Here is a 24761-nt window from a genome sequence, read left to right on the forward strand (position 1 = left end):
TGAGTATTTTTGGAATGACAAAAGCGCAAGGCTCGCGTCAGATCAGCCGCTTCTCCATGTAGAGGCTGGTTTCATTCGGTCTGTAATCGCCGAAAATCTCACATTTGGCGAAGCCTGCGCCTTCGTAAAGTCGAACCGCAGCCTCGAGACGGGCAGCGGTTTCCAGCCGCAGGACTGGCAGGGAAAGGGCGCGCGCTTCGTCCTCGATCTGACGCAGAAGCGCGCGCCCGACCCCTTTGCCGCGTGCTTCGGGCGCCGTGAACATGGATTTGACCTCGCCATATCCCGGACGGAGCGCGAGCGCACCTGTCCCAAGGGTTTTGTCACCTTCTCGTGCGGCGAAAAACCGGATATCGGGTGCGCGAAGCGCGTTAATGTCGAGGAAATAATTATCCTCGGGTGGGAATAGGTCGCGCATCAGCGCGTGGCTTTGCTCCAGCAGGGTGCGGGACCCAGGCGCGGCTGGATCCGCCGGTTCGACAATAAGCATCAGGCGGTGAGGGCGGCTTCGATGGCGGCGCGGTCGAGTCCCGCCTGGCCGATTACCACAAGCCGCGTGTCGCGTGGCGTACCCCCAAAGGGACGGTCGAAATATGTGTCGACGCGTGGGCCGACAGCCTGGATCGTCAAACGCATGGGTTTACCCGTCACGGCGGCGAAACCCTTGAGCCGCAGAATGTCGTGGGTGCGGATTACTTCGCTTACCTGTGCGACGAACGCCTTCGGGTCGGAGATCTCGGGTCTTGATACGACGAAGGATTCGAAAGCGTCGTGGTCGTGGTCGTGGTCGTGGTCGTGGTCGTGGTCGTGGACTTCGTGTACGTGATCCGGACCGTCCTCGTCATGGTGATGATGGTGGTGATGTTCGTGGCGTGCGTCCATGTCGGCCTCGGCTTTTGCGCCTTGGCCCAAAAGCACGTCGAGCGGCAGAGCGCCCATTGTGGCGCGCACGACCCTTACGCCATCGCGCGCTTCGGTCTGCAGTTTCGTGCTCAGGGTCTTCGCCTCTTGCTGTGTCAAAAGATCGGACTTGTTGACAACGATCATGTCCGCGCAGGCGATCTGATCCTCGAAGAGTTCAGACAAGGGTGTTTCGTGGTCGAGGTTTTCATCGCGCGCGCGCTGCGCGTCTACCGCGGCCACATCGTGGGCGAAGCGCCCTTCCGACACGGCCTTGCCGTCCACGACGGTTACCACGCCGTCCACGGTGACACGCGTCGAGATCTCGGGCCAATTGAAGGCGCGCACCAGAGGTTGTGGCAGGGCGAGGCCTGAGGTTTCGATTACGATGTGATCAGGCGCATTTTCACGGTCGAGAAGCTTTTGCAGGGTTGGGATGAAATCCTCTGCAACAGTGCAGCAGATACAGCCGTTCGAGAGTTCCATCACGTCTTCCTCGGCGCAGTTCTCGATACCGCAGCCCTTGAGGATGCCGCCATCCACCCCGAGATCGCCGAACTCGTTGATGATGAGCGCGATCCGTCGGCCATTGGCGTTTTCAAGCATATGACGGATCAAGGTTGTCTTGCCGGCGCCGAGAAAGCCGGTGACGACGGTGGCGGGGATCTTGGCGTTCATGGATGGTCTCCTATGAAGGGCTTGTCAGCGGTGCGGGCTTGGCCTAGGCCGCTCAAAAAGGAAAGGGTCGGATGCACCGGATCGTGGTCTGTTCAACATGCGAAGGCGTCGACGGCAAGGGCTTTGCGGCACGGTTGCGCGACGGGATCGCGGCGCGGGGCCTCGATGTGACGGTGCAGGAGCATGACTGCCTATCGAACTGCGCCCGGCCCCTTTCATTGGCCTTCAGCGCGCCGGGCAAGGCGACATATCTTTTTGCGGACATAGACCCAAAGATCGATCTCGAGGACACGCTGGCGTTTGCTGCGCTGTTCGCCGCCAGCGAGAATGGCTGGATCGAGGACGCGCGCCCGGCTGGCAGGCTGCGCTTTTGCTTGCTGGGTCGCGTGCCGGCGTAAGCGGTCATTCGATCACCAGCGTTGTCTGAGCCTCGATCGGCTGCCCGTCCTTTGCCAGCGCGCTATGGTCGTTGGCATTCAGCGTCACGCGGATGTCATGAGTGCCATTGGGCAGCGCATGCAGCTGCATCCAAGGGCCATAGGCGCGTGGCTGCTTGATGCCATTTACATAGACATGCGCATGGCCGTGTCCCGGCACATGCGGGCCATTCACTCCCTCGGGGTCGAAGGTGAAGTGCGTCACGCCGATGTGCAGGTTACGGCTTTGCGCACCATCCGGATGGACTGTCAGCATGAGCGCGGGCGCTGGTCCTTCGACTTCGGTCATGGTGTCGTGCGCGGACCCGCCTAAGCCATGATCATGGGCTGAATGATCATGCGCGGCATCGCCCTCATGGGCATGACCCTCGACCTTCATACCACTGGCGGCCGCCACCAGAAAACCGGCGCCGAAGCCGAAGAAAAGGCCGATGAATAGAAAGATGAAAACCTTGGGCATCGTCGCTTAGCCGCTGCTCAGGTCTTTTTGCCATGCATAGCCCGCGAAAAGGCCCATCAGCGCCCAGGCGGCAAGGCCCACACCAAGCGCGCGGCTGGCGAAGAGTGCTGCGAGTTCAGGCGGAACCGGCCCCGCAAACCCATCGGTATGCGGCGCGCCCCAGAGATGCGGCGCGAGGATCAGGATGGCACCGATCACCACCATCGGCCAGCCTCGTCCGAACACGGCAAGGGCTATTCCGGCTGCTGTCGCAATGACTGTCGACCACCACCAGATCTGACGCGCGGTGATATCGGCCGCGGCAACGCCCGGCACTTCCGGCGGAAGTGAGAAGGCCGGGGCGAAATGAAGTGCCACGAAGCCTGCGATGCCCCAAAGCACACCGCGACCCGGATCGACCTCGACACCCTTTTCGTGGCCTATAGCCATCGCCGTCACAAGCAGCAGGGCGTAGCCCACGTAAATGAGTGCCGAGAACAACAAAGAGAGACCGTCGCGAACGAGGTCCAGGCCTGGCCAGACCGGCGTGCCGCCAACAGCATCATCACCGAAATGGACGAGTTGCCCGCTTTCATACAGCTCGGCATGAAGCAGCACTGGCTGTACGAACAAAAGTTGGAGCGCGGCGGCAATTAGCCCCGCGCAAAACCCAGCAAGCAACGCGCTGGTCGCGATTTTCTGAAACATGGCTTAGTGGCAGGGAAAGCCAGTTGCGTGGCGCACGTCATGGGCCGCGTCATGCAACGCAGACGCCTGCACGTGACCGGCGAGTGTCACGATGCCTATGCCGAGAAACAGCGTTGCCGCGAAGGGCAGGATGGAAGATTTTGCAGCGGTTTGAACCAGTGCGGACATGTCGTTCTCCTTCTTCGCCTCTCACCCGAGGCGTTGATATTTGTCACGCAGAGGCCGGTCTCCTGGCTTGCGGGTCACGGCCCATCTGCCGCCTTCCCGGGCCGAGTCCGGCCCAGTGGCATTTGGCAGGGGGCTCACCGCTCACAGTCGCGGGGGCGGCTGACGATTGGGCTCCCGGCATGGGTCCGCCGTCACATCATTCCCAGTTTCATCCCCGATGCTTTGCACCATGTTGGGGAACCTTGCCCTTCCGGTATGGAACCGGTGCGGCATTCCGTCAAGCGCGTTTCCGACCTTCGGGACAACAGGGGCGGCTTCGGAGGGAAGGATTCATGTTCTCTACGTCGTGCGTAGCATCAATATCTTGTGGATAACCGAGCCTGAGCATCCACATGCAGGGGTTTTTCATTGACAGCTATACAGCGTAGGCGTTCCATTGGTTCTCAGGGGCGGGAATCGTCAGGCCCCGAGCAGAGATCAATCCAGACGGGGGCGCGTGTGCAGTTCACAAAACTCAGACTGACCGGGTTCAAAAGCTTCGTGGATCCAACGGATCTTTACATCCACGAAGGTTTGACCGGCGTCGTCGGACCCAATGGGTGTGGCAAATCCAATCTGCTTGAGGCGCTGCGTTGGGTGATGGGAGAGAACAGGCCAACATCCATGCGTGGCTCGGGGATGGAGGATGTGATCTTTGCCGGGGCCGCCACCCGGCCCGCCCGCAATTTCGCAGAAGTCGCGATGCATATCGACAATTCCGACCGGCTTGCCCCAGCTGGATTTAACGAGTCCGATCACCTGGAGATTATTCGCCGGATCACCCGCGATGTGGGCAGCGCCTACAAGGTTAACGGCAAGGATGTGCGTGCCCGCGACGTCCAGATGCTGTTTGCCGATGCCTCGACCGGAGCACATTCTCCGGCTCTTGTTCGTCAGGGCCAGATTTCCGAACTGATCAACGCAAAGCCGACGGCCCGTCGCCGTATTCTCGAAGAAGCGGCCGGTATTTCCGGGCTTTACCAGCGGCGTCACGAGGCCGAGTTGAAACTGCGGGGGGCCGAAACAAACCTCACGCGGGTCGATGACGTCATCGAACAACTGTCCAGCCAGTTGGCACAGCTTGCACGCCAGGCCAAGCAGGCCGCGCGTTACCGCCAGATTGGCGAAGAGCTCCGCCGCACCGAGGGGTTGCTGCTATATCGCCGTTGGAAGGATGCCGAAGCGGCCTGCGCGGAGGCTGAAGCACTTTTGACAAACAGGACGACAGAGGCCGCCCGGGCGGAGGCTGCGTCGCGCGAGGCCGCGCGTCTTCGTGCGAAAGCGGATGAGGCCTTGCCGCCGCTTCGCGAGGAAGAAGCTATTGCGGCTGCGGTACTGCAGCGGCTGCAGGTTAGCCGTGACACCCTTGCCGAGCAGGAGCAGGCCGCGCAGACCCGGATCGAGACATTGCAGTCGCGTATCGGGCAGCTTGCGCACGATATCGAGCGCGAGGCAGGACTCAACCGTGACGCCGGCCAGACGATCGAGCGCCTGGAATGGGAAGCGCAAGAGTTGCAGAAGGCCGCCGAAGGACATGGGGCCAAGCTCGAAGTGGCCGCCGAGGAAGCCCGTGAGGCGGCGCGCATTCTGCAATCGCGTGAGACGGACCTGAGCCAGTTGACCGAGGACATGGCTCGTCTCTCAGCGCGCCATCAGTCGGCCCAGAGGCTGGTCGAGGATTACCGCAAAACATTGGCGAAGTCCGAAAGTGAAGCAGAGCGGGCCCGCAGTACCGCCGCACAGGCGCAAGAAGCCCTGGACCGCGCCGGACGGGATTTTGAGGCCGCACAAATTGCCGAGGCGCAGGCTACAGCCACGGCAAGGAAAGCGGAGGAAACACTTGTCGAGGCGGACGAGGCCCGCGCCGAGGCGCAGAGCCGAGAAGCCGATGCGCGGGCTGAACGCTCCGAGGCCGAAGGAGAACTAAGCGCGCTGTCTGCGGAAACCTCCGCTCTCTCTCGGCTGTTGGACCGTGACACCGCCGAGGGCGGACAGATCCTGGATGCAGTTCAGGTCGATCCTGGTTTCGAAAAGGCGCTCGGCGCGGCCTTGGCTGACGATTTGCGCGCACCAGAGGTTGAGGTCAATGGCCCGTCGGGTTGGACCCAATTGCCGGGCTACACCGAGCTTCAAAACCTTCCCGACGGCGTCGTTGCTCTGTCTGCTCACGTCAACGTTCCGGGCGTTCTTGCCCGCCGCATGTCGCAGATCGGTTTGGTGGACCCGGATGAAGGTGCACGGTTACAGCCACTCCTGAAACCCGGGCAGCGTCTGGTCAGCGCCGAAGGTGATCTTTGGCGGTGGGATGGTTACAGGGCCTGGGCCGAGGACGCACCTTCCGCGGCTGCCCTGCGCCTTCAGCAACTCAATCGCCTGGAAGAACTAAAGCAACAGCTTGCCCATACGACGGCCCGCGCCGAAGGCTCTACCCGGGCGCATGAGACTCTCAAGACGCGGCTTGCCGACCTGACGGAGGCCGATCGCATGGCCCGTCAGGCGCGTCGGGCGGCAGATGCCGCGGTGACGGAGGCCAATCGCGCCCTGTCGCGCGCCGAGGCGGAGCGAAACCTGAGCCAATCGAGGTTGGAGTCGGCTTCCATGGCCTTGAGCCGTCATGAAGAGGAGGCACTCGGCGCGCGCAAATCGCTCTCTGCTTCGGAAAAGACTCTGTCCGAGCTACCTGATCTTGAGGTGGCGCGCGCCGAGGTCGAGGACGTAAAGCTCACCGTCGAGGCGGCGCGCATGACGATGATGTCAAAGCGGTCGGCCCATGATGAACTGCGCCGCGAAGGCGAAGCTCGAACGCGGCGGGCGCAGGAGGTGACCAAGGAGCTGTCTGGATGGCGGCACCGGCTGGAGACAGCCAAAACCCGGAGTGCCGAACTGGCCGAGCGCAAGGCCACGTCGGAAGCCGAGTTGTCCGAGGCCGAGGCGCGGCCCAATGAGTTGGCGGCAAAGCGCGCCGATCTGAGCGCAGAGATCGACAAGGCCGAAGCGCGCCGCGCGGCTGCGGAAGACGCCCGTTCGAAAGCAGAAGGCACCGCTCGCGAAGCCGTTGCGCAGGAACGAGAAGCCGAACGTCTTGCCGGCGAAGCGCGTGAGGCGCGCGCTCGGGCCGAAGCACGGACCGAAGGCGCCCGCGAGGCACAAGAACAGGCCGCTTTGCGCATCGAAGACGAAATGGAGACATCACCAGAGCAACTTTTCGAACGCCTTGACGTCGATCCCGACGCAATGCCCGCCTCAGACCAGATCGAGGCGGATGTCAGTCGTCTGAAACGACAACGTGACGCGCTTGGCGCGGTCAACCTGCGCGCCGAAGAGGACGCGCGAGAAGTCACAGAAGAACATACCACCCTCGTGCGCGAAAAGGCCGATCTGGAGGAGGCCATTCGAACATTGCGCAACGGGATCGCGTCGCTCAACAAGGAAGGCCGAGAGCGTCTCTTGACAGCTTTTGAGCAGGTGAATGCCAATTTTTCAATGCTGTTCCGCCATCTCTTTGCTGGCGGCGAGGCCAATCTGGTGATGGTCGAAAGCGACGACCCGCTTGAGGCAGGACTCGAGATCATGTGTCAACCGCCGGGCAAGAAGCTTGCGACGCTGTCTCTTTTGTCGGGCGGCGAACAGACGCTGACCGCGCTTGCACTTATCTTTGCGGTCTTTCTGGCCAACCCGGCTCCCATCTGTGTACTCGACGAGGTCGACGCGCCGCTCGACGATGCCAATGTAGGCCGCTTTTGTGATCTGCTGGACGAAATGTGCCGCCGGACTGAGACGCGGTTTCTCATCATCACGCACCATGCCGTCACGATGAGTCGGATGGACCGGCTTTTCGGTGTTACGATGGGAGAACAAGGCGTCAGCCAACTGGTGTCGGTCGATCTCAAGAAGGCGGAGCAGATGGTGGCTTAAGCATTCACTTTGCATCGTGCGGATCCGGGTCGCTAAGGCGATGCTGAAGCTCAGACCTCGACGGTCTGTTTCGCGTTCATTCTGCAAGCGAAGATCGCGAGACGAATGGCGAAGAGGCTGTAGAAGGGTCAGGGCAGGATACCCGTTTGCCATAATCTGATCTTGAGCCCGCCATGCGGAATCGGCGGCCCGGGCGGCGCAAAGGGTAAGCCCGTGGCGCGAGCCAATCCGGCCTCGCTGGTGACAAGTCCTACGCGCCACCCGGAAAACCTCGCATGCAGGGTTTTGCCAAGTGCACCGTAGAGTCCGAACAAGAGCTTCTTGTTGCCGATCCGACTGCCATAAGGCGGGTTGACCATAACAAGGCCCGGTGGCCCCTCGGGACGCTGCAGGTCGCTGATTGCAAACTGCGAAAAATTGCAAATCTTGGCGACCCCGGCGCGCTCTGCATTCGAAATCGCCCCTTGGATCGCGCCCGCGTCGCGGTCGCTGCCGTAAAAGGCCAAGTCTGTTTCTAGCGGTAATGTCGTCTGCAACTGCTGCCATGCCTGCGTGTTGAATGAAGCGAGCTTTTCAAAAGCGAAACTACGTCCGCGCCCCGGACACAGCCCGGCGGCAATTTCAGCAGCCTCGATCACAAAACTTCCCGAACCGCACATTGGGTCAAGGACCGATTCTTTGCCGCGATAGCCGCATTGCCGCAGAAAGAGCGATGCCAGTGTTTCGCGTAGCGGAGCCTTGCCGACGAACTGCTTGTGGCCCCTCCGATGAAGCAGCTCGCCTGAGCTGTCGACACTGATCGTGCAGAGGTCATCCTCGATCCGTACCATGATACGCAAGGCTGCGCCTTTCGAGACCGACGCCCCCAGTTCTTCTGTTATCGCACGTTCGACGCGCTGTGCGGCAGCGCCGGCGTGGTAGATCTTTGATCGCGTACAGGAAGCCTCGACACGAACGGGCACATCGGCTCGCAATACGCCCGCCCAGTCCACCTTGCGCGCCCGCTTGTCGAGTTGTGCGGGATGCATTGCACGGAATTCCGCCACCCGGACCAAAACCCGGCTCGCGCCACGCAGGCACAGGTTGGCCCGCCAGACCTCGGGCCATCCGCCCCTGATGCTCACGCCACCAGGCGTAGGCTCAGGTGCCTCAAACCCGGCCTCGCGAACCTCGTCGCACAAGATCGCCTCCAACCCCGGGGGGGCGGTCAAAAATATCTCAAGTTTCCTGTCCCGTTGCGTTGTCCCCGGCATCATCCATTACTTTCTTCTTGCCCGGAGCAACCCGGTGGGTTCGCCGGGCCATGCCCGATACATTGATGATCCGCACGGCGTGGCTTAACCGGGTGGTGCTTTGCGGTCACAACCGGTTTAGCAGATCCGGCGTAGGCCACGCATCGGCCGGCAGGCCGAGTTCCTTTTGCACGTCCTGAACCGCTGCACGCGTGGCCGATCCGAGAATGCCGTCGGCCCCGCCGACGTCATAGCCACGTGCCTGCAGTTTTCGCTGAAGCGCCACCATCTGTTCACCGTTTAAAGCGGGCTCGGGATTGCCCGCCTCAAAGATCGGTGCCCCTTCGAGCCGATTTGCGAAATAGGCCGCGGTGAGGACGTAGACATAGCTTTGGTTCCAGGCGAAATAGACATCGAAGTTTGGATAGGCGAGGAACGCTGGCCCAAAACGTCCCTGCGGCATCAGCAGGTGGGCAGGCAGAGCGTCGGCAATTTCGCCATGTCGTGGACGAACGCCGAGCGCGGCCCATTCCGCGCCGGTCTTGCTGCTGCGTAATCCCGTTTCGGACCAGGTGATGTCCTGTGGCACGGTGACCTCCTGAAGCCAAGGCTCGCCGGGTCGCCAGCCGAGGTGGCTGAGCATCTTGGCGCCTGACAAAAGGGCATCGGGTGCCGAGCTTTTAAGTTCAACGCGCCCGTCGCCATCGCCATCGACGCCATTCTCAAGAATGTCCTGAGGAAGCATCTGCACCATACCGATCTCGCCCGCCCAGGCGCCGGTTGTGCCCGTGGGGCTGAAGGCGCCCTGCTCGTAAAGCTTTAGCGCGGCGAAGACCTGTGGGCGAAAAAGATCGGGTCGCCGGCAGTCATGGCTGAGGGTTACGAGCGCGTTGAGCGTGTTGAAATCACCTTGAAAGCCCCCAAAATCCGTCTCGAACGCCCAAAAGGCCAGAAGGACGCCGCGGCTGACGCCGTACTCGCGTTCGATCCGGTCGAAGATCGCATTGTACTCCTGTGCTTTTGCCCGTCCGGTATTGAGTCGGTTGGCGCTGATGAGACGACGCGCGAACTCGGTGAAAGGCTTCTGAAACACGCCTTGTCGACGGTCGGCACGAATGACGCTCTCATCCCGGCGTACGGATGAAAAGAAGCGCTCAACAGTGGCCGGATCGTGCCCGCGCGCGACGGCTTCGCGTTTCAGGCTATCGACAAAACTGCCGAAACTTCCGCCGCAGCTTTGCGCCGAGACGCTTCCAGCGAATAGGCTGAGCATCACCGCACCGATCAATCGCATCATTTCACGTTCCTTTCGCGCCGGTCGCGCGGACTTTAGTACAACCATTCGAGGGGGAAAACCCGCGCGGGTACGCCGCGCGGATGATCAGGTTTCCGATGCGCGGGTCAGTGACAGGCGGGCGAATTCCAGATGATCCTTCATCCGATTTGCGGCCTTTTCAGGCTCGCGAGCGCGTATGGCCTCCAGGATCTGCCGATGCTGCAAATTGTATTCACTTATCGTGGCGGTATCGAGCGTCAGGTGACGCATCCGTGTCCAATCATCCTGCACACGCACCGAGGAAATCTGACCGATGATCCAGATCAAGAGCCCGTTGCCGGTGCTTTCTGCAAGCGCCCGGTGCCACGCCGTGTCGGCCTCGGAAAAGGCTATAGGGTCATCGAGGCACTCCTCCATTCGCGCGCAGAGTTCATCGAGCCGTTCGAAATCGGCGCGCCTTCCGTGCAGCACGGAGAGACGACAGATATGTGGTTCAAGCGCAAATCGGGTGTCGATCAATTCAAGCGGGGTCGCGTTCTCGATCGGATTTGGCCCGATGCCTTCGGGTGCATGAACCACGTAGGTGCCACTGCCGGGTCTGATCTCGACGATTCCCTCCTCCTCAAGACTGGTCAGAGCGCGCCGAACCGTGCCCCGAGCCGCACCGAAGGTTTCCGACAGAAGCCGTTCTGGCGGCAACCGGTCGTGCAGCTGCAAAGCGCCGTCAGAGATATCCCGTCTTATGCGTGCGGCAATGTCCGCCGCGCTCATTCTTTTGGCATCACTCACTGTAGACCTCTTCATGAACATACCAAATATATACCAGTTTAGGGCTTTGGGAAGCTAATTCGTCCAATTTGGATCAATTTCGGTTGACTTTTTTGCGAGCCCCCGGAATCGTTGAGACATGTTCCGCTGCGGAAGGCTTGGCCTCGCGGAACCAACCCAGCCGCCGCAAGCGGGCGTCAGACCTGAACGCGGCCAGACATCAGGGAGTTATGACAGTGGCTGAAATGGATATTGAAAGATTTGTCGAGGCTCCGGGCCGCGATGAGAAAATTAAAGAAGTGCGCAAGAAGATCGATGAGCTTGGCATCGAGTATCTTTATCTTCAATTCGTGTCTGTTACCGGCAAGATCATGGGCAAGGGCATTCCGGCGGATCACTGGGAGCAGGTTGCGAAAAAAGGATTTCAGCTTGTCTACGGCGCCACGGTCAACCTCTTCCTGAATCGCGCCGGTGATTACCTTGGCTACGGGCCGGAAGCCGCAGAATTGATCGGCATTCCCGAACCGGAAACATTCATGCAGCTTCCCTGGGCGCCCGAAATCGGCCGCTTCTACTGCACACTGTTCCGCAATCGCGAGGAAAAGGAAAATCCGGGCGGCTATCTCACCGCGGATTCGCGCGGCAACCTGCGCCGCCTGCACGAGGAATTCACGAAAAAGCATGGCACCAAACTACGCATCGGCACCGAACCGGAGATGATGTGGCTCAAGTTTGACGAAAACGGCAAGCCGGGGCCGGGCTATTCCAAGCCGTATTGCTATCACATTGATCAGTTCGAGAGCCTGCGGCCCGTGTCGCTTCAGGTGATCCGCTATGCGCGCAAGATGGGTCTCGACATGATCCAGGGCGATCACGAGGATGCGCCAGGCCAGCTGGAGCTGAACTGGATGTTCGACGACGTGCTGCGCAATGCCGACCGTCTGACCACATACCGCCAAATCTGTGCACAGGTGGCGCGTGAGAACGGCATTTTCGCTTGTTTTATGACCAAGCCGTTCATGGGCGTGTCGGCGTCGGGCTGTCACCACAACATGAGCCTTTGGCATGGCGGTGAGGACGAGTTCGTCAAATGCGGCAACGATCCAGACAACCTGCCGGGCATGGCCGACAACTATATGTACGTGAAGGGCGGTGAGAATACCTTCATGCCGGACACGGACGACCCGCAGATGCCTGGCAAGGAAGGCTTGAAGGCCATCGGCGGTGTGGTGCATCACTTGCAGGCGCTGACAGCCATCGGCTGCTCGACCGTGAACTCCTACCGCCGGTTGTGGGACACGGGATTCTGGGCGCCGGTCTTCTCTGACTGGGGCTTTCAGAACCGTACGACCGGCCTGCGGGTCTCGGCGCCGGGACGTTTCGAATACCGCTCGGTTGACTCGATGGTGAACCCCTACATCATGGGTGCCACACTGTTAGCGGCAATGGATGACGGGCTGGAGAACAACTTGGATCCCGGCGAGCCAGAAGAGCGCAACATCTACGAGGCGATGAAGGCCGGTAAGGATGTCAAGAAGCTTCCGATGAGCCTTGGAGAGGCCCTCGACAAGCTCGCTGAGGACGAGGTCGTGCAGCGCGGTATGCCTGGCGAAATGTATCGGCTTTATGAGGAATACAAGCGTGACGAGGTCGCCCGCTTCATGTCCACCGTGACCGAGTGGGACAACGAAATGTACATGGAATGCCTTCCCTGAGGCAGACCGTGGCAAGGGCGGCGGTCAGAGATGTCCGCCGCCTGTCTGGACAAACAGCTAGACCCAGAGGAGGCACACGCGAATGTGTGGAATTGCTGGACTGATTCACAAGGGCAAGAGCAGCTCGGTCGGGTCGGAGATGACCGCGATGCTGCAGGCCCTGAAGCATCGCGGGCCGGATAGCACCGGTTACGCGGTTTACGGTCAACCCACAGAGGGCGATTACATCATGCGCCTCATGGTGGCCGAGGCCGAGGACATGCACAAGGGCCGGGGCATTCACAAGATCATCGAGGACCGGATCAAGGCGGTCGAGGATGTGCTGGTGGAACATGACGTCCGTATCAAGGACCGCCAGGCGCCGACTGAGTACTCTCTGCGCTACGTGCTGAGCGGCGGCGGCGACATGGCCGAGATGGCCGCGCATATCGAAGAGGCCGAGGGCGTCGAGATCCTGTCCATGGGCAACGGGCTCGAACTGATCAAAGACTTGGGCGACGCGACGGTGGTGTCCGAACAGTATGGCTTGAACAGCTTCCAGGGCACACATGCCATCGGCCATACACGCATGGCCACTGAATCGGATGTGGATATCAAGTCCGCTCACCCGTATTGGGCTTTCCCATATAATGACGTCAGCGTGGTGCATAACGGCCAGATCACGAATTACTGGATCATGCGCCGCGAAATGGAGCGGAAAGGTCACCGCTTCATGTCGAACTGCGACAGCGAATTGTTGGCGGTCTACACCGCGCATAACCTCGCCAGTGGGATGACGCTCGAGGAGAGCCTGCGCAAGTCCATCGACGAGATCGACGGCGTCTTCACCTATCTTGTCGCCACCAAGGATCAGCTGGGCATGGCCAAGGACACAATGGCTGCCAAGCCGCTGGTTCTCTACGAATCCGACGATCTAATCGCGATGGCCAGCGAAGAGGTCGCCATCCGGGCGATCCTGCCCGAGGAAATCGACACGTATGACCCTTACGATGAGGAGGTCCGGGTATGGCAAGCGTAACCGACGAAGAACTCAAGCAAATGACCCAGGAAGAGCGGGTCACCGCCTTGGGCATGCGCACCGAGGCCCTGACCGGCAAATCGCTGTATGTCGAATTCGACCCCGACGCCGAAGAGCGGTTCACTTATCCTTGGGCGCCCGACGTGGATTTCAACAAGCGCACAGAACTCGACACCGACAAGATGACGACGACCGAGGTGAACTCGTCGATCCGAGAGCTCATGCGTGAAGGCTATGGCACGATCGTTCTGAAGAACCCGCGCGGCAAGCACTCGCTGGGTGTGGGCATCCTGAGCCGTCTGAACCTGATCATCGAAGGTTCGACGGGCTATTTCGGTGTGGGCCTCATTGACGGTCCGAACGTGCGCATTTCGGGCCGCGTCGGTTGGTCCTGCGCCGAGAACATGATGTCGGGCACCGTGGTGATCGAAAAGAATGCCGGTTCGACCTTTGGCGCAGCAATCCGCGGGGGTGATCTTGTCTGCAAGGGCTCGGTCGGCTCACGAACGGGCATCGACATGAAGGGCGGCACGATCATCGTCGGGGGCGACACCGGCGCGCTGTCGGGGTTCATGATGCAACGCGGGCGCATGGTCGTGTGTGGCAATGCCGGCAAAAACCTCGGCGACTCGATGTATGACGGCACGATTTTCGTCGGCGGCGAAATCAAGTCGCTTGGCGTGGATGCTGTCACGGCCGAATTGACCGACCTCGACAAGGCGTGGCTCACACGGAAGCTCAAGCAGTACGGTCTGTTGCCGGACAAGGGTGTGGATCACTTCACTAAGGTCGTCGCAGGCAAGCAGCTGTGGAACTACGACAACCTCGAGCCCAACGAGAAGAAACTCATTCTGTGATTTCGGCCCCAGCCCCGATCGGGGCTGTGCCATTCCCTCAAGGAAAGGATATGACATATGGCTGATGGTGATCTGCCGCAGAAAAAGCCGCTCAATCGCGATGTGAACCGCATCGGCGACAGCTTTATTTTCCCACCGCGCGTGATGGATGACATCCACATCAAGTCCGAGCTTGGCCGCTACCGGATGCGGGGCTTCTCGCTTTTCAAGAAGATCCCGCATTGGGACGACCTGACCTTCCTGCCTGGCACGTTGACGCGTTTCGTGATCGAAGGTTACCGCGAGAAATGCGAGACCAAGACGGTGATCGGGCCCCGGGCCAAGAAACCGCTGGAACTGGATATTCCGGTCTACATAACCGGCATGTCTTTTGGCGCGCTAAGCTATGAGGCCAAAACGGCACTGGCGCGGGGCGCCACGATGGCCGGCACCGCGACCTGCTCCGGTGAGGGCGGCATGATCCCTGACGAACGGCGCTTTAGCTCCAAGTGGTTCTACCAGTGCATCCAGTCACGCTACGGCTTCAACCCCAACCACCTCGTACTCGCCGATGGCTGTGAGTTCTTCATCGGGCAGGGCTGTAAAGTGGGTCTTGGCGGGCACCTGATGGGCCAGAAGGTGACCGATCAGGTCGCCGAGATGCGTTCGCTTCCTGCTGGCATCGACCAGCGCTCGCCGGCGCGTCACCCCGACTGGCTTGGCCCGGATGACCTGGCGCTCAAGATCCAAGAGATCCGCGAAGCGACGGATTGGCAGATCCCGATCCAGCTCAAGCTTGGCGCGGCGCGGGTCTATGACGACGTGCGCATGGCCGTGAAATGCGATCCGGACTCGATCTATATCGACGGGATGGAAGGCGGCACCGGCGCGGGTCCGCACCTTGCCACCGAAGACACCGGCGTTCCGGGCATGGCCGCGATCCGTCAGGCGCGCAAGGCCATCGACGACCTGGGCAAGCGCGGCGAGATCAGCCTTGTCTATGCCGGCGGCATCCGGAACGGCGCGGACGTGGCCAAGGCCATCGCCCTTGGGGCGGACGCCATAGCGATTGGTCACTCGGCGATGATGGCGCTCAACTGCAACAAGGACATCCCCGAGGCGAACTATCCCGAAGAGATCGGAGCGGAGCCGGGCTATTGCTACCATTGCCATACCGGCCGTTGCCCGGTCGGCGTGGCGACGCAAGACCCCAAGCTGCGAGAGCGTCTGGACCCGGATGAGGCAGCGGAACGCGTCTACAACTTCCTGCATACGCTCACTATCGAGGCGCAGCTTTTCGCACGCGCCTGCGGTAAAACCTATCTCCACAGCCTGGAGCCCGAGGACCTTGCGGCGTTGACGATGGAGGCCTCGGCTATGGCGGGCGTGCCGCTGGCCGGGACCAACCACACCGTGGGCGTCGAGGATTATCACCACCTGTAATGGTGCGCTGAAGCACACCCTACGGAACCTCGTAGGGTGTGCAATCCGCACACCTTGCCGAGAAGGAGAACACACATGGCTGGAACTCAATACCGCGGCTCCGAGATCAAGGATGTCGACCAATTCCTGAAAGACGCCGCAGGGCTCGAGTCCGAGCGCGAAAAAGAAATCGGCCAGCATATCGGCTATCGCTACGACGTGAACCTTGTGCCGGACTATTCCCGGATCACGCCCTACCTTGAGAAATACATGGAGGTTATGGGCTGGGACGATCTGAACTGGCTCGAAGACGTCCATATGGGCTATGAAGAGGGCAAGCCGGCGGTCTTTGACCGCAACAACAACGGCTGGATCCGTGTGCCGGACACGATCGACTTGCCCGACAATCAGCAGGACCGCGACATGATCGCCCGCGAACTACTTCTGAAGTTCCAGATGAGCGATCGCCACCCGTTGGTTGCGTTGCGCAAGGCTTATATGAAATTCTAAACCCATGCCGCGCCCGCTCAATATCGCCTGCCTGCAGACGCGTCCCATGCCCGACATGGTCTCGGCGCTTGAAGAGGCGTTGCCGCTTGCCCGGCAAGCGGTCGAGGCGGGCGCGGAAATGCTTTTCTTGCCGGAATACTGCGGCGGGCTGCATACGGATGGCCCCGCCGTGGCCCCGCCTTCCGCGCCCGCGGGCGCGCACATATTTCTTGACCAGATGCGCCTTTTTGCCCGGCGTCACGGTGTCTGGATCAACCTAGGCTCTATCGCTGTCGACGGTCCCGACGGGCGGATAATCAACCGGGGCTACATGATCGACGATCAGGGCAATATCGCCGGGCAGTACGACAAGATCCACATGTTCGACATCCAGCTGAGCGAGACCGAGGTCTTTCGCGAAAGCGCTCATGTCAGCCCCGGCGATTGCGCTGTGATCCACGACACGCCCAAGGCCCGCATCGGCCACACGATCTGCTATGACCTGCGCTTTCCCGAGCTCTTCCGCGATCTGGCGCAGGCCGGGGCGGACATCCTCATCTGCCCCGCTGCCTTCACCCGTAAGACGGGGGAAGCGCATTGGCACGTCCTTACCCGTGCGCGGGCCATTGAATGCACGCGGTTCGTGGTATCCGCTTGCGCTGTCGGCCCGGTGCCCGGAGGTGGCGAGACGTTCGGGCATTCGCTGATCGTCAGTCCTTGGGGCGAGGTGGTGGCCGATGGCGGCACCGAACCCGGTGTGGTGCAGGCCACCATCGACCTGGATGACGTGGCAACCGCTGCGGACCGCATCCCCAGCCTGACCGCCGACCGCCCCTTCACCCTTGTGACCGACCGCGAAAGGACCGTGGCATGAGCTCGCTAGCCGCCTCGCTTGGCCAAAGTTATTCCGATCACCCGCTGCGTCTGGCATTTCTCAAATGGCAGTGTCATGTGCGCCAGTTCGCCATGCGCGACCGGGACGGGCGACCCGACGAAGCAATCATGCCCGATGTAATCCCGGCAGGCATGTCCGAACCGCTTGGCGCGATCATCACGGTTTTGAACAAGGCGCCCGGCTATTCCGTCACGCCAGAGCTGCAGCATATCGCGGCAAAGACCAATGACCCCGCGCAGATCCGTGACCAGGCGATCCGGTTCCTGTCAGCCACTTACTATCAGAAAGCACGCGAGTTTTCAGACATTCTGACCGCGACCTTCCCGCCTGGCAGTGCCGGGGCGAAGACCTTGCATGATGCGGGCCGGGCGATGTTGGTTTTCGATCATTACGGCCAACGTTTCGAATTGGATTGCAAGGTTTGGCGGCTGGCCCCCCACAATCTTCTGCACCAGGCGACGATGGCACATAACATCCTTTTCAATCCTGCGCTTCCCCCAACGACAGAAGTGCTTGGGTTCGAGCCGGATTGGAACGCCAGCCACGCGGACCCGGCCGTGCGCTGACCCAAGAGAAGGTGGGCTCAGGGATGGACGACCTGCCATTTCTAGACGTTTCGGATCCCGCCTTTTCCACGCGCGGTCCCCAGATGCGTGTGGCGCGCGACGCTCATTGGTGCGCACGCACGCCGTACGGCCTAGCGGTTCTGCGGTACAGAGAGGTTGGTCGTATCTTGCGTGACCGGCGGTTCCGGCAAGGCAGTCACAACTGGCCGGAAACGGTCGGTATTTCCGGCAGTTTTGCTGACTTCTGGCGTGACTCGGTCATCGGGCGTGAAGGGCCGGAGCATCAAAGGCTTCGCGCACTGGCTGTGCCAGCTTTGAGCGAGGACTACGTTCTCGGTTTGAAACCTGCGTTCGACGAGATCGCAATGAACTTGTGCAACGATCTGCGGAAATCGGACCATTGCGAGTTTCAATCTGCCTTTTGCGAACCTTTTGCAGGTCGTGCGATCACAACTCTACTGGGAATGGAGCGAGATGCGTGGCCGCTCGTGGCGCATAATGCCGCTGACCTGGGCCTTGCGATGGGGATCAATGCCCGAAAATATGAGGCGCGATTCAACAAGGCATGCGAGACCCTTTTTCGACTGGCCGAAGATCTTGTGGTGAAGGTGCGCAACGGCCAAGATTCCGAAAGCTACGTCGCGCGAATGGTGGCGCAATTTGACCGGAACGGAGATTGTACGCAGGAAGAACTGCTCAACACCATTGTGATTTCGATCTTTGGCGGGGTCGATACGACCCGCGCGCTGTTAGGCCTCGGTCTGTCGCTCTTCATTGAGGCGCCCGATCAATGGGAGGCGCTGCGCGCCGATCCCGGTCTCATCCCGAACGCGGTCGAGGAATTCATTCGAGCCCGTCCGACCACCACATGGGCCACGCGAGAGGCGCTTGAGGATGTAGAGATGAACGGGCAAGTGATCGAAAAGGGTACGGTCGTCCATCTTTTTGTTCATGCCAGTGCGCGTGATCCGTCGATCTGCGAAGATCCGCGGTTCGACATCACGCTCAAGCGACGCAAGCATTTCGGTTTCGGTGGCGGCGCGCATCACTGTATCGGGCATTTCGTGGCACGGACCGATACCGCCTCGGCGCTAGCAGGCTTACGGGAGACGTTTCGAAAGATCGCCTATGACGGGACCCCCGAATGGCTTCCCGACAGTGGGAATACCGGCGCGCTGCGCCTTCCCATTCGTTATGAACTCGCCTGACCTTGCGCGAGGTCGTTCAGGATTGGACAATCGGGTCGCGTGTCGCCGGCGCAGGACGTGATAAGATGCTGAAGAGTCGTCCGCATCTGTTGAAGTTGTGCGATCTTCGCGTCAATCTCGTCCAGGTGTTCGAGCGCGACCTGTTTCACGTCGGCGCTTGCCCGGCTTTTGTCACCGTAAAGCGACAAAAGTGTTCGGCAGTCTTCAATGGAAAAGCCGAGCGCGCGGGCGCGACCGATGAAGGCGAGTTGATGTAAGTGCGTTTCTGAAAAGAGCCGATACCCATTCGCACCACGATCTGGCTGGATCAGGCCGATTTCTTCGTAGTACCGGATGGTTTTGGGCGGCAAACCGGTCTTTCTTGCAACGTCCGAAATGTTCATGAATCACCTTCCAGCGGGGCGGCGATACGGCGCAGACGCAAGGCATTGCTCAACACGAAAACGGAGCTGAGCGCCATGGCGCCGGCGGCCAGCATCGGCGACAGAAGCATTCCGGTCACCGGGTAGATCACGCCAGCGGCCACAGGGATCAGGGCGATGTTGTAGGCAAAAGCCCAGAAGAGGTTCTGCCGGATGTTGCGCATGGTCTGGCGCGAAACATACACCGCGGTCACGACCCCTCGGGGATCGCCGGAAACAAGCACGATATCGGCGGCCTCGATCGCCACATCGGTGCCCGTTCCCATGGCGACACCCACATCCGCCTCTGCCAAGGCGGGCGCGTCGTTGATCCCGTCACCAACAAAGGCTACCGGACCGAAAGCCTCGCGCAGCCGGCGCACGGCGTCACGTTTTTCGCCCGGCAGAACCTCGGCCTCGACATGATCAATTCCAAGCTCAGCCGCAATCGTCTTCGCGGTGGCGCTTGTGTCGCCGGTAATGACCGCCGTCTTGAACCCGTCACGGTGCAAGGCGTCGATTGCGGCCTTGGCATGTGGCTTGATCGGGTCCGAAACGGCGATCAATCCTTTAATTTCCCCGTCGACGGCTATCAGCACAGGCGTTTCGCCACGACCGGTCAGCTTTGCGAGAGCGTCCTGCACAAGCGCCGTGTCGATATTTTCCTGCGCCATCAGGCGAGCCGTGCCGATGACCAATGAGTGTCCTGCAACCTTCGCGGTCAAACCGTGTCCGCCGATTGCCTGAACGTTAGAAGGTTTTACAACGGACAGCCCGGCCTCTTGCGCGGCGGTCTCTATAGCGCGGGCAATGGGATGCTCGGACTGCGCTTCGGCGGAGGCCGCAAGGTGCAGCAACTCATTCCGCGTGGCTTCGTTCACGGATGTTACATCGACCACCGTCGGGGCGCCCTTTGTCAGGGTGCCGGTCTTGTCGAAGGCCACGACGCGTGCGCCGTCCAGACGCTGCAAGGCGTCGCCCTTGCGAAAGAGTGTCCCGAGTTCGGCCGCGCGACCGGTTCCAACCATGATCGATGTCGGGGTAGCCAGACCCATGGCACAGGGGCAGGCGATAATCAGCACCGACACGCCCGCAACAAGCGCGAGGCCGAGCGCGGGCTCTGGGCCGAAAAGCAACCACACGGCAACGGTGACAAGGGCGGTAAATATGACCGCGGGCACGAACAGGCGCACGACCCGGTCGGCCATGGCCTGTATCGGAAGCTTGGCACCTTGTGCTTCTTCGACCATGGCAATGATCCGCGACAGCATCGTATCGCGCCCGACGGCTGTGGCGCGGAACGTAAGTGCGCCCTGGCCGTTGATCGTGCCGCCAACCACCGGATCTCCAGGCGTTTTCGCAACAGGTTTAGGTTCGCCCGTGATCATCGATTCGTCGATGTAGGATTGACCGTCGGTGACCTCGCCATCCACGGCAACGCGCTCACCCGGGCGAAGATGCAGGATGTCGCCCTCGACGATCGTTTCGATCGAAACATCGGTTATCTCCCTGTCACGCTCGACCCGGGCAGTTCGCGGTTGCAGGCCGATCAACCGGCGTATCGCGCTACCCGTGCGACCTCGCGCTCGCGCTTCGAGCCAACGACCGAGAAGGATCAGGGTAACGATGACGGCGGCGGCCTCGAAATAGACCGCGCGCGTGCCTTCGGGGAGGAGTTCCGGCGCGAAAAGTGCGACGGAGGAAAAAATCCAGGCGGCTGCAGTTCCCAAGGCCACGAGGCTGTTCATGTCCGGAGCGCCGCGCAGGAGTACAGGCAGACCCCGCGCAAAGAAGGTGCGGCCCGGCCAGGCCAAGACCAGCGTGGTCAGACCGAATTGCACAAGCCAGATCGTCTCTTTGCCACGGCTGCCGTGCAAAGCGTCTCGAAAGGCGGGAAACAGGTGGCCGCCCATTTCCATCACGAAAACCGGAAGGGTGAGCACCGCCGCGATGACCGCCATGCGACGGGCGTCGCGGATTTCAGCGTCGCGTCGTTCGCCGACATCGTCTTCGTTCTGAGCTTCGACAGGTCTCGCTGGGTATCCCAGATCCGTGACGATCCGCGCGAGGTCCTCAGGCGTGATCGCGCCACGCAGAAACCGCAGCTTCGCCTGCTGACTGGCGAGATTGACCCGTGCTGAGACAACGCCGGACTTGGCGTTGAGCGCATCTTCAATTCGCGCGGTGCACGAAGCGCAGTGCATGCCCTCGATTGACAGCACCGCGTCTTCCTCGCTTGCAGAATAGCCAACCTCACGAAGCGCCGCGGTCACCTCTGAAAGACGTGCCGTGCCGAGGTCCATCTGAGCGCTGCCCGTGGCGAAATTCACGCTCGCTTCCTGCAGGCCCGGTACCGCCTGCAAGGCACGTTCCGCCCGCCCGGCGCAGCCGGCGCAGGTCATCCCTTCTATATCAAGGCGCAGTTTTTCCATCTTGGTCATCGCCCTTTCCGACTGCGGTGACCCTTCAGATAAGGGTTCCAGTTGCTGGAAGGTCAAGGGTGTGGGGCGCAGAAGGTCGACCTATTTCGTAACGGTCGTCGTTTTGCTGGACCGCAGCTTGAAAACCCCGGTTGCCTCGGCAATCCGGGCACCCGTGTCGTCCTGTACTTCCGCCCGGGCGAAGAAGGTGCTGCGCCCGCCTCCGGTGACACGTGCTTCGGCGATAAGCCGGCTTCCCGTGGCGCGGGACAGAAAATTCACCGTCATTGATAAGGTCAGCGCGTTCTGACGGATCTCCGGATCACCCGTGTAACAGCCGCAGAACCCCATCGCGGTGTCCAGCATCGCGGCATAAACACCGCCATGCGGCAGACCCTGTCGGTTCATCAGTTGATCCGCAAGCGGAGCTTCGATCCGCGCATAGCCGTCCGACCAGCCGGTCATCTCGAATCCGAGCGTTTCCGAAAGCGGTGAAGGCGCCTCGCGCAGGCGGGGGTCGAGATCGCCATTCATTGACTGGTGGCCTTCAGCCCGGCCCTGGCAAATTCCGGCACGAACGCCCCGAGGCGCAGGGCCCGGTCCGGATCAGCGGCATTGCCGTCGAGCGCGCGTTTTTTTACGCCCTGCAGGATCGCGGCCATCCGGAAAAAGCAGAAGGCGAGATAGAAATTGAAATCGTCAATGCCCGGCAACCCGCGCCGCGTGCAGTAGACCTCGATGAAGCGCGCGTCTGACCAGAGGCCCAACGCGTCGCGGTCGACGCCGGCAAGACCTCGCCCCTCGGTCGTGGCGGGCATCGACCATTGCATGATAACTCCGGCCAGATCGGCGTAGGGATGGCCCAACGTGGACAGTTCCCAATCGAGCACGGCCACGATCTCGCACCGGTCTTTGGCGAAGAGAAGATTATCAAGTCTGTAGTCGCCGTGCACGAGGCACCGCTGGTCATCGTGCTTGGGCATGTGGTCCTGCAGCCAGCCCATCAGCGCAGTCATGTCTGGCAAATCTTCTGTCTGGGTTGCCGCATATTGCTTTGACCAGCGGTCCGTCTGGCGTTGGCAATAGTGTCCCGGCGGACCAAAATCCGAAAGCCCCGTCGCTTTGATGTCGATTTCGTGGATCGCTGCGAGCACGCGGTTCATTTCGTCGATCACCTTGCCGCGCATCTCTTTCGGAAGTTCCGGCAAAGTCGGCTGATCGAAGCTTCGGCCTTCGACTAAATCCATGATGTAGAAGGCCGAGCCGATCACATGCTCGTCCTCGCAAAGCGCGCCCATAACGGCCACCGGCACACTCGTATTGGCCAGGGCCTTCTGGACGCGGTACTCCCGATCCACTGCGTGGGCGGATTTCAAAAGGGTTCCGGGTGGTTTGCGGCGCAGGACGTAGGCGCCGGCATCTGTGTCGAGGCGATAGGTCGGGTTCGACTGCCCGCCTGAGAATTTCTTCGCTTTGATTGGTCCGTCGAATCCCGGCAGCCGGTCCTTTGCCCATAGCGCCACCGCCTCTGTGTCGAGCGTACCGCTCACGCGCGGGTCTCGCGTAGGTCGGGATGCACGTAATCCTCGAAGTGCTGGCGCAAGGTCAGCTTGGAGATCTTTCCCGTCGCCGTCAGCGGCAATTCGTCCACGAACAGGATGTCGTCGGGCAATTGCCAGCGGGCGAACTCCGGCGACAGGTGAGTGTGTAACTCCTCAAGATCGGGCTTTGCTTCGCCCGAGGGCACAGCAACGAGCACGGGGCGCTCGTCCCACTTCGGATGTGGGATGGCGATCACCGCGCAGGCGGCGATTGCCGGGTGCGAAACGGCGGCGTTCTCAAGGTCGATGGAACTGATCCATTCGCCGCCGGACTTGACCAGATCCTTGGCGCGATCGCGTACGATCAAGCGTCCATTCGCGTCGACCGTGGCCACATCGCCGGTGCCGAACCAGCCGTCCGCGTCCATAGCGGCCTCTGTCGCCGGGGCGTTCTCGAAATATCCCGATATCACGGTGTTTCCGCGCACGAAAAGCTCGCCGGGCGTTTCGCCGTCATGCGGCACGATATTGCCATCGTCGTCGACCAACTTGTATTCCACGCCGAAAAGCCGACGGCCCGCGCCGACCTTGGCGTCAACACGTGCATCGAAAGGTGCGTCATCGAGAGCGGCGGGCAAGATGCCACGGGTGCCGATGGGGCTCATTTCCGTCATGCCCCAAGCCTGGTTGACGTTAATGCCCATCTCTTCGAATGCGGCGATCATGGAACGCGGCGCGGCCGAGCCGCCGACCACCAGATCGGCGAAGCCCGCAGGCGGGCGACCGCGTTCTTCGATTTCTTTAAGCAGGCCGGCCCAGACTGTCGGCACACCCCAGGCGGTAAAGACCTGCTCGGCCTCCATCAGATCGAACAGGCTCGCTCCGTCGAGGTTCGCCCCGGGCATTACCATGCTCATGCCCGCCAGCGGTGCGGTGTAGGGCATCCCCCAGGCATTGACGTGAAACAGCGGTACGACGGGAAGCGCCCGTTTGCCGTGCCTTAGGCTGCCGGGATGGCCAGCGATGACCATCAGAGCGTGGAGCACGGTGGAGCGGTGGGAATAAAGGGCCCCTTTGGGATTGCCTGTGGTGCCAGAGGTATAGCACAACCCCGCCGCGGTCTCTTCCGAGAAGACCGGCCAGTCAATGGTGGGCTTGGCCTTAGATAACAGGTCTTCGTAGCATTGCGTTTCAAGGACGTTGTCGGGCATATGGTCGGGGTCGGCCAAGACAATCACGCGTAGATCGGATGGCAGGTCGTTGCCCAAGCCCTCCAGCACCGGTAGCAGGCTCGGATCGACACAAACAACGCGGTCGCCTGCATGGTGCAGGATATAGCTCATCTGCTCGGCCGAAAGACGTGGATTGATCGTATGACATACGGCGCCGATGCCGGATACGCCGTAGTAAAGTTCGAAGTGGCGGTACCCGTTCCATGCCAGCGTTGCGACGCGATCGCCAGGTTGCACTCCCAGATCCAGAAGGGCGTTGGCCAGGCGCGCCACGCGGGTCAACGTCTCTGAATAGGTGATGCGATGCACGTCGCTTTCTTCGCGCACCGAAACGATCCCCTGCTCGGGAAAGGCCTCGGCGGCGTAGGTCAGGATGTCGATGATCCTGAGCGGCTGTGTCTGCATCATCGCGCGCATCGGTCGTCTTATCTTCTCTGGACGCGGGGCTTCATTGGTTG

Annotated in this window: 23 protein-coding genes and 1 riboswitch; of the genes, 10 read left to right on the forward strand and 13 right to left on the reverse strand. The window is 61.1% G+C overall.

The window, feature by feature from the left end; genetic code table 11:
- Window positions 1-37: 37 nt before the first annotated feature.
- Both EZV60_RS08390 and cobW read right to left on the reverse strand, forming a co-directional pair.
- Window positions 38-490 carry a GNAT family N-acetyltransferase gene (locus EZV60_RS08390; RefSeq protein ID WP_135504287.1) on the reverse strand — a complete coding sequence of 151 codons (453 nt, stop codon included), beginning with the start codon at window positions 488-490 and terminating at the stop codon, window positions 38-40.
- Complete coding sequence (cobW, locus tag EZV60_RS08395) at window positions 490-1578, reverse strand: cobalamin biosynthesis protein CobW (protein WP_135504289.1); 1089 nt, start codon at window positions 1576-1578, stop codon at window positions 490-492. Before cobW ends, EZV60_RS08390 begins: the two co-directional genes overlap by 1 nt.
- 71 nt (window positions 1579-1649) lie before the next feature.
- On the opposite strand from cobW, the gene EZV60_RS08400 reads away from it, so the two are divergent.
- Window positions 1650-1976 (forward strand): DUF1636 family protein, encoded by a 327-nt coding sequence (locus EZV60_RS08400; protein ID WP_135504291.1) that lies wholly within the window; start codon window positions 1650-1652, stop codon window positions 1974-1976.
- Between the two features lie 4 nt (window positions 1977-1980).
- Here the strand turns inward: EZV60_RS08400 and EZV60_RS08405 are convergent, their stop codons facing one another.
- Genes EZV60_RS08405 through EZV60_RS08415 form a run of 3 tightly spaced genes read right to left on the reverse strand, consistent with a single transcriptional unit; the run spans window position 1981 to window position 3330 of the window.
- On the reverse strand, window positions 1981-2475 hold the full coding sequence (locus EZV60_RS08405; protein WP_135504293.1) for a hypothetical protein: 495 nt from the start codon (window positions 2473-2475) through the stop codon (window positions 1981-1983).
- 6 nt (window positions 2476-2481) lie between these two features.
- The gene (locus EZV60_RS08410; RefSeq protein WP_135504295.1) at window positions 2482-3162 is read right to left on the reverse strand and encodes a CbtA family protein; all 681 of its coding nucleotides are present in this window, start codon (window positions 3160-3162) and stop codon (window positions 2482-2484) included.
- Window positions 3163-3165: 3 nt separating this feature from the next.
- Window positions 3166-3330 carry a CbtB domain-containing protein gene (locus tag EZV60_RS08415; RefSeq protein ID WP_135504297.1) on the reverse strand — a complete coding sequence of 55 codons (165 nt, stop codon included), beginning with the start codon at window positions 3328-3330 and terminating at the stop codon, window positions 3166-3168.
- A 35-nt stretch (window positions 3331-3365) separates the two neighbouring features.
- A riboswitch (cobalamin riboswitch) is annotated at window positions 3366-3590 on the reverse strand.
- Window positions 3591-3828: 238 nt separating this feature from the next.
- Between EZV60_RS08415 and EZV60_RS08420 the strand changes: the two genes are divergently transcribed.
- Complete coding sequence (locus EZV60_RS08420) at window positions 3829-7284, forward strand: chromosome segregation SMC family protein (RefSeq protein ID WP_135504299.1); 3456 nt, start codon at window positions 3829-3831, stop codon at window positions 7282-7284.
- A 128-nt stretch (window positions 7285-7412) separates the two neighbouring features.
- Here the strand turns inward: EZV60_RS08420 and EZV60_RS08425 are convergent, their stop codons facing one another.
- From EZV60_RS08425 to EZV60_RS08435, 3 genes are all read right to left on the reverse strand, one after another.
- Window positions 7413-8537, reverse strand: a complete 1125-nt coding sequence (locus EZV60_RS08425; protein ID WP_135504302.1) for a THUMP domain-containing class I SAM-dependent RNA methyltransferase — start codon at window positions 8535-8537, stop codon at window positions 7413-7415.
- A gap of 106 nt (window positions 8538-8643) precedes the next feature.
- On the reverse strand, window positions 8644-9810 hold the full coding sequence (locus EZV60_RS08430; protein ID WP_135504693.1) for a lytic murein transglycosylase: 1167 nt from the start codon (window positions 9808-9810) through the stop codon (window positions 8644-8646).
- Window positions 9811-9897: 87 nt separating this feature from the next.
- Complete coding sequence (locus EZV60_RS08435; RefSeq protein ID WP_245306252.1) at window positions 9898-10581, reverse strand: FadR/GntR family transcriptional regulator; 684 nt, start codon at window positions 10579-10581, stop codon at window positions 9898-9900.
- 209 nt (window positions 10582-10790) lie between these two features.
- Between EZV60_RS08435 and EZV60_RS08440 the strand changes: the two genes are divergently transcribed.
- The 8 genes from EZV60_RS08440 (at window position 10791) to EZV60_RS08475 (ending at window position 18709) form a co-directional block, all read left to right on the forward strand.
- Window positions 10791-12275: a glutamine synthetase family protein gene (locus EZV60_RS08440; RefSeq protein WP_167853485.1), complete on the forward strand. Its 1485-nt coding sequence runs from the start codon at window positions 10791-10793 to the stop codon at window positions 12273-12275.
- A gap of 82 nt (window positions 12276-12357) precedes the next feature.
- Window positions 12358-13293, forward strand: a complete 936-nt coding sequence (locus EZV60_RS08445) for a class II glutamine amidotransferase domain-containing protein (RefSeq protein WP_135504312.1) — start codon at window positions 12358-12360, stop codon at window positions 13291-13293.
- Window positions 13281-14150 (forward strand): GltB/FmdC/FwdC-like GXGXG domain-containing protein, encoded by an 870-nt coding sequence (locus EZV60_RS08450; protein ID WP_135504315.1) that lies wholly within the window; start codon window positions 13281-13283, stop codon window positions 14148-14150. The genes EZV60_RS08445 and EZV60_RS08450 overlap by 13 nt, the downstream gene beginning before the upstream one ends.
- A gap of 57 nt (window positions 14151-14207) precedes the next feature.
- On the forward strand, window positions 14208-15572 hold the full coding sequence (locus tag EZV60_RS08455) for an FMN-binding glutamate synthase family protein (protein ID WP_135504318.1): 1365 nt from the start codon (window positions 14208-14210) through the stop codon (window positions 15570-15572).
- 75 nt (window positions 15573-15647) lie between these two features.
- Window positions 15648-16061: a hypothetical protein gene (locus EZV60_RS08460; protein ID WP_135504321.1), complete on the forward strand. Its 414-nt coding sequence runs from the start codon at window positions 15648-15650 to the stop codon at window positions 16059-16061.
- Between the two features lie 4 nt (window positions 16062-16065).
- Window positions 16066-16914 carry a carbon-nitrogen hydrolase family protein gene (locus tag EZV60_RS08465; protein ID WP_135504323.1) on the forward strand — a complete coding sequence of 283 codons (849 nt, stop codon included), beginning with the start codon at window positions 16066-16068 and terminating at the stop codon, window positions 16912-16914.
- Window positions 16911-17501 (forward strand): hypothetical protein, encoded by a 591-nt coding sequence (locus tag EZV60_RS08470; protein ID WP_135504325.1) that lies wholly within the window; start codon window positions 16911-16913, stop codon window positions 17499-17501. Before EZV60_RS08465 ends, EZV60_RS08470 begins: the two co-directional genes overlap by 4 nt.
- Before the next feature lie 23 nt (window positions 17502-17524).
- Window positions 17525-18709, forward strand: coding sequence for a cytochrome P450 (locus EZV60_RS08475; RefSeq protein ID WP_135504327.1), 1185 nt, complete (start codon window positions 17525-17527; stop codon window positions 18707-18709).
- On the opposite strand, the gene cueR is transcribed toward EZV60_RS08475, so the two are convergent.
- From cueR to EZV60_RS08500, 5 genes are all read right to left on the reverse strand, one after another.
- Complete coding sequence (gene cueR, locus EZV60_RS08480) at window positions 18694-19092, reverse strand: Cu(I)-responsive transcriptional regulator (protein ID WP_135504329.1); 399 nt, start codon at window positions 19090-19092, stop codon at window positions 18694-18696. The genes EZV60_RS08475 and cueR overlap by 16 nt on opposite strands.
- On the reverse strand, window positions 19089-21551 hold the full coding sequence (locus EZV60_RS08485; protein ID WP_135504332.1) for a heavy metal translocating P-type ATPase: 2463 nt from the start codon (window positions 21549-21551) through the stop codon (window positions 19089-19091). Before EZV60_RS08485 ends, cueR begins: the two co-directional genes overlap by 4 nt.
- An 81-nt stretch (window positions 21552-21632) precedes the next feature.
- Window positions 21633-22064 (reverse strand): PaaI family thioesterase, encoded by a 432-nt coding sequence (locus tag EZV60_RS08490; RefSeq protein ID WP_135504334.1) that lies wholly within the window; start codon window positions 22062-22064, stop codon window positions 21633-21635.
- Window positions 22061-23080 carry a phosphotransferase family protein gene (locus tag EZV60_RS08495; RefSeq protein ID WP_135504336.1) on the reverse strand — a complete coding sequence of 340 codons (1020 nt, stop codon included), beginning with the start codon at window positions 23078-23080 and terminating at the stop codon, window positions 22061-22063. The genes EZV60_RS08490 and EZV60_RS08495 overlap by 4 nt, the downstream gene beginning before the upstream one ends.
- Window positions 23077-24720 carry a long-chain fatty acid--CoA ligase gene (locus EZV60_RS08500; RefSeq protein ID WP_135504338.1) on the reverse strand — a complete coding sequence of 548 codons (1644 nt, stop codon included), beginning with the start codon at window positions 24718-24720 and terminating at the stop codon, window positions 23077-23079. Before EZV60_RS08500 ends, EZV60_RS08495 begins: the two co-directional genes overlap by 4 nt.
- Window positions 24721-24761 lie beyond the last annotated feature (41 nt).

It is taken from the genome of Roseovarius aestuariivivens, from assembly GCF_004761875.1.
In the GTDB taxonomy this organism is placed as follows: domain Bacteria; phylum Pseudomonadota; class Alphaproteobacteria; order Rhodobacterales; family Rhodobacteraceae; genus Roseovarius; species Roseovarius aestuariivivens.

Bases quoted from the DNA above. Each gene is read 5' to 3' on its own strand.
- cueR (WP_135504329.1), bottom strand. From the start codon at position 19,092: ATGAACATTTCGGACGTTGCAAGAAAGACCGGTTTGCCGCCCAAAACC.
- EZV60_RS08470 (WP_135504325.1), top strand. From the start codon at position 16,911: ATGAGCTCGCTAGCCGCCTCGCTTGGCCAAAGTTATTCCGATCACCCG.
- EZV60_RS08415 (WP_135504297.1), bottom strand. From the start codon at position 3,330: ATGTCCGCACTGGTTCAAACCGCTGCAAAATCTTCCATCCTGCCCTTC.
- EZV60_RS08500 (WP_135504338.1), bottom strand. From the start codon at position 24,720: ATGCGCGCGATGATGCAGACACAGCCGCTCAGGATCATCGACATCCTG.
- EZV60_RS08460 (WP_135504321.1), top strand. From the start codon at position 15,648: ATGGCTGGAACTCAATACCGCGGCTCCGAGATCAAGGATGTCGACCAA.
- cobW (WP_135504289.1), bottom strand. From the start codon at position 1,578: ATGAACGCCAAGATCCCCGCCACCGTCGTCACCGGCTTTCTCGGCGCC.
- EZV60_RS08475 (WP_135504327.1), top strand. From the start codon at position 17,525: ATGGACGACCTGCCATTTCTAGACGTTTCGGATCCCGCCTTTTCCACG.
- EZV60_RS08425 (WP_135504302.1), bottom strand. From the start codon at position 8,537: ATGCCGGGGACAACGCAACGGGACAGGAAACTTGAGATATTTTTGACC.
- EZV60_RS08485 (WP_135504332.1), bottom strand. From the start codon at position 21,551: ATGACCAAGATGGAAAAACTGCGCCTTGATATAGAAGGGATGACCTGC.
- EZV60_RS08465 (WP_135504323.1), top strand. From the start codon at position 16,066: ATGCCGCGCCCGCTCAATATCGCCTGCCTGCAGACGCGTCCCATGCCC.
- EZV60_RS08430 (WP_135504693.1), bottom strand. From the start codon at position 9,810: ATGCGATTGATCGGTGCGGTGATGCTCAGCCTATTCGCTGGAAGCGTC.
- EZV60_RS08405 (WP_135504293.1), bottom strand. From the start codon at position 2,475: ATGCCCAAGGTTTTCATCTTTCTATTCATCGGCCTTTTCTTCGGCTTC.
- EZV60_RS08490 (WP_135504334.1), bottom strand. From the start codon at position 22,064: ATGAATGGCGATCTCGACCCCCGCCTGCGCGAGGCGCCTTCACCGCTT.
- EZV60_RS08440 (WP_167853485.1), top strand. From the start codon at position 10,791: ATGACAGTGGCTGAAATGGATATTGAAAGATTTGTCGAGGCTCCGGGC.
- EZV60_RS08410 (WP_135504295.1), bottom strand. From the start codon at position 3,162: ATGTTTCAGAAAATCGCGACCAGCGCGTTGCTTGCTGGGTTTTGCGCG.
- EZV60_RS08390 (WP_135504287.1), bottom strand. From the start codon at position 490: ATGCTTATTGTCGAACCGGCGGATCCAGCCGCGCCTGGGTCCCGCACC.
- EZV60_RS08450 (WP_135504315.1), top strand. From the start codon at position 13,281: ATGGCAAGCGTAACCGACGAAGAACTCAAGCAAATGACCCAGGAAGAG.
- EZV60_RS08445 (WP_135504312.1), top strand. From the start codon at position 12,358: ATGTGTGGAATTGCTGGACTGATTCACAAGGGCAAGAGCAGCTCGGTC.
- EZV60_RS08400 (WP_135504291.1), top strand. From the start codon at position 1,650: ATGCACCGGATCGTGGTCTGTTCAACATGCGAAGGCGTCGACGGCAAG.
- EZV60_RS08455 (WP_135504318.1), top strand. From the start codon at position 14,208: ATGGCTGATGGTGATCTGCCGCAGAAAAAGCCGCTCAATCGCGATGTG.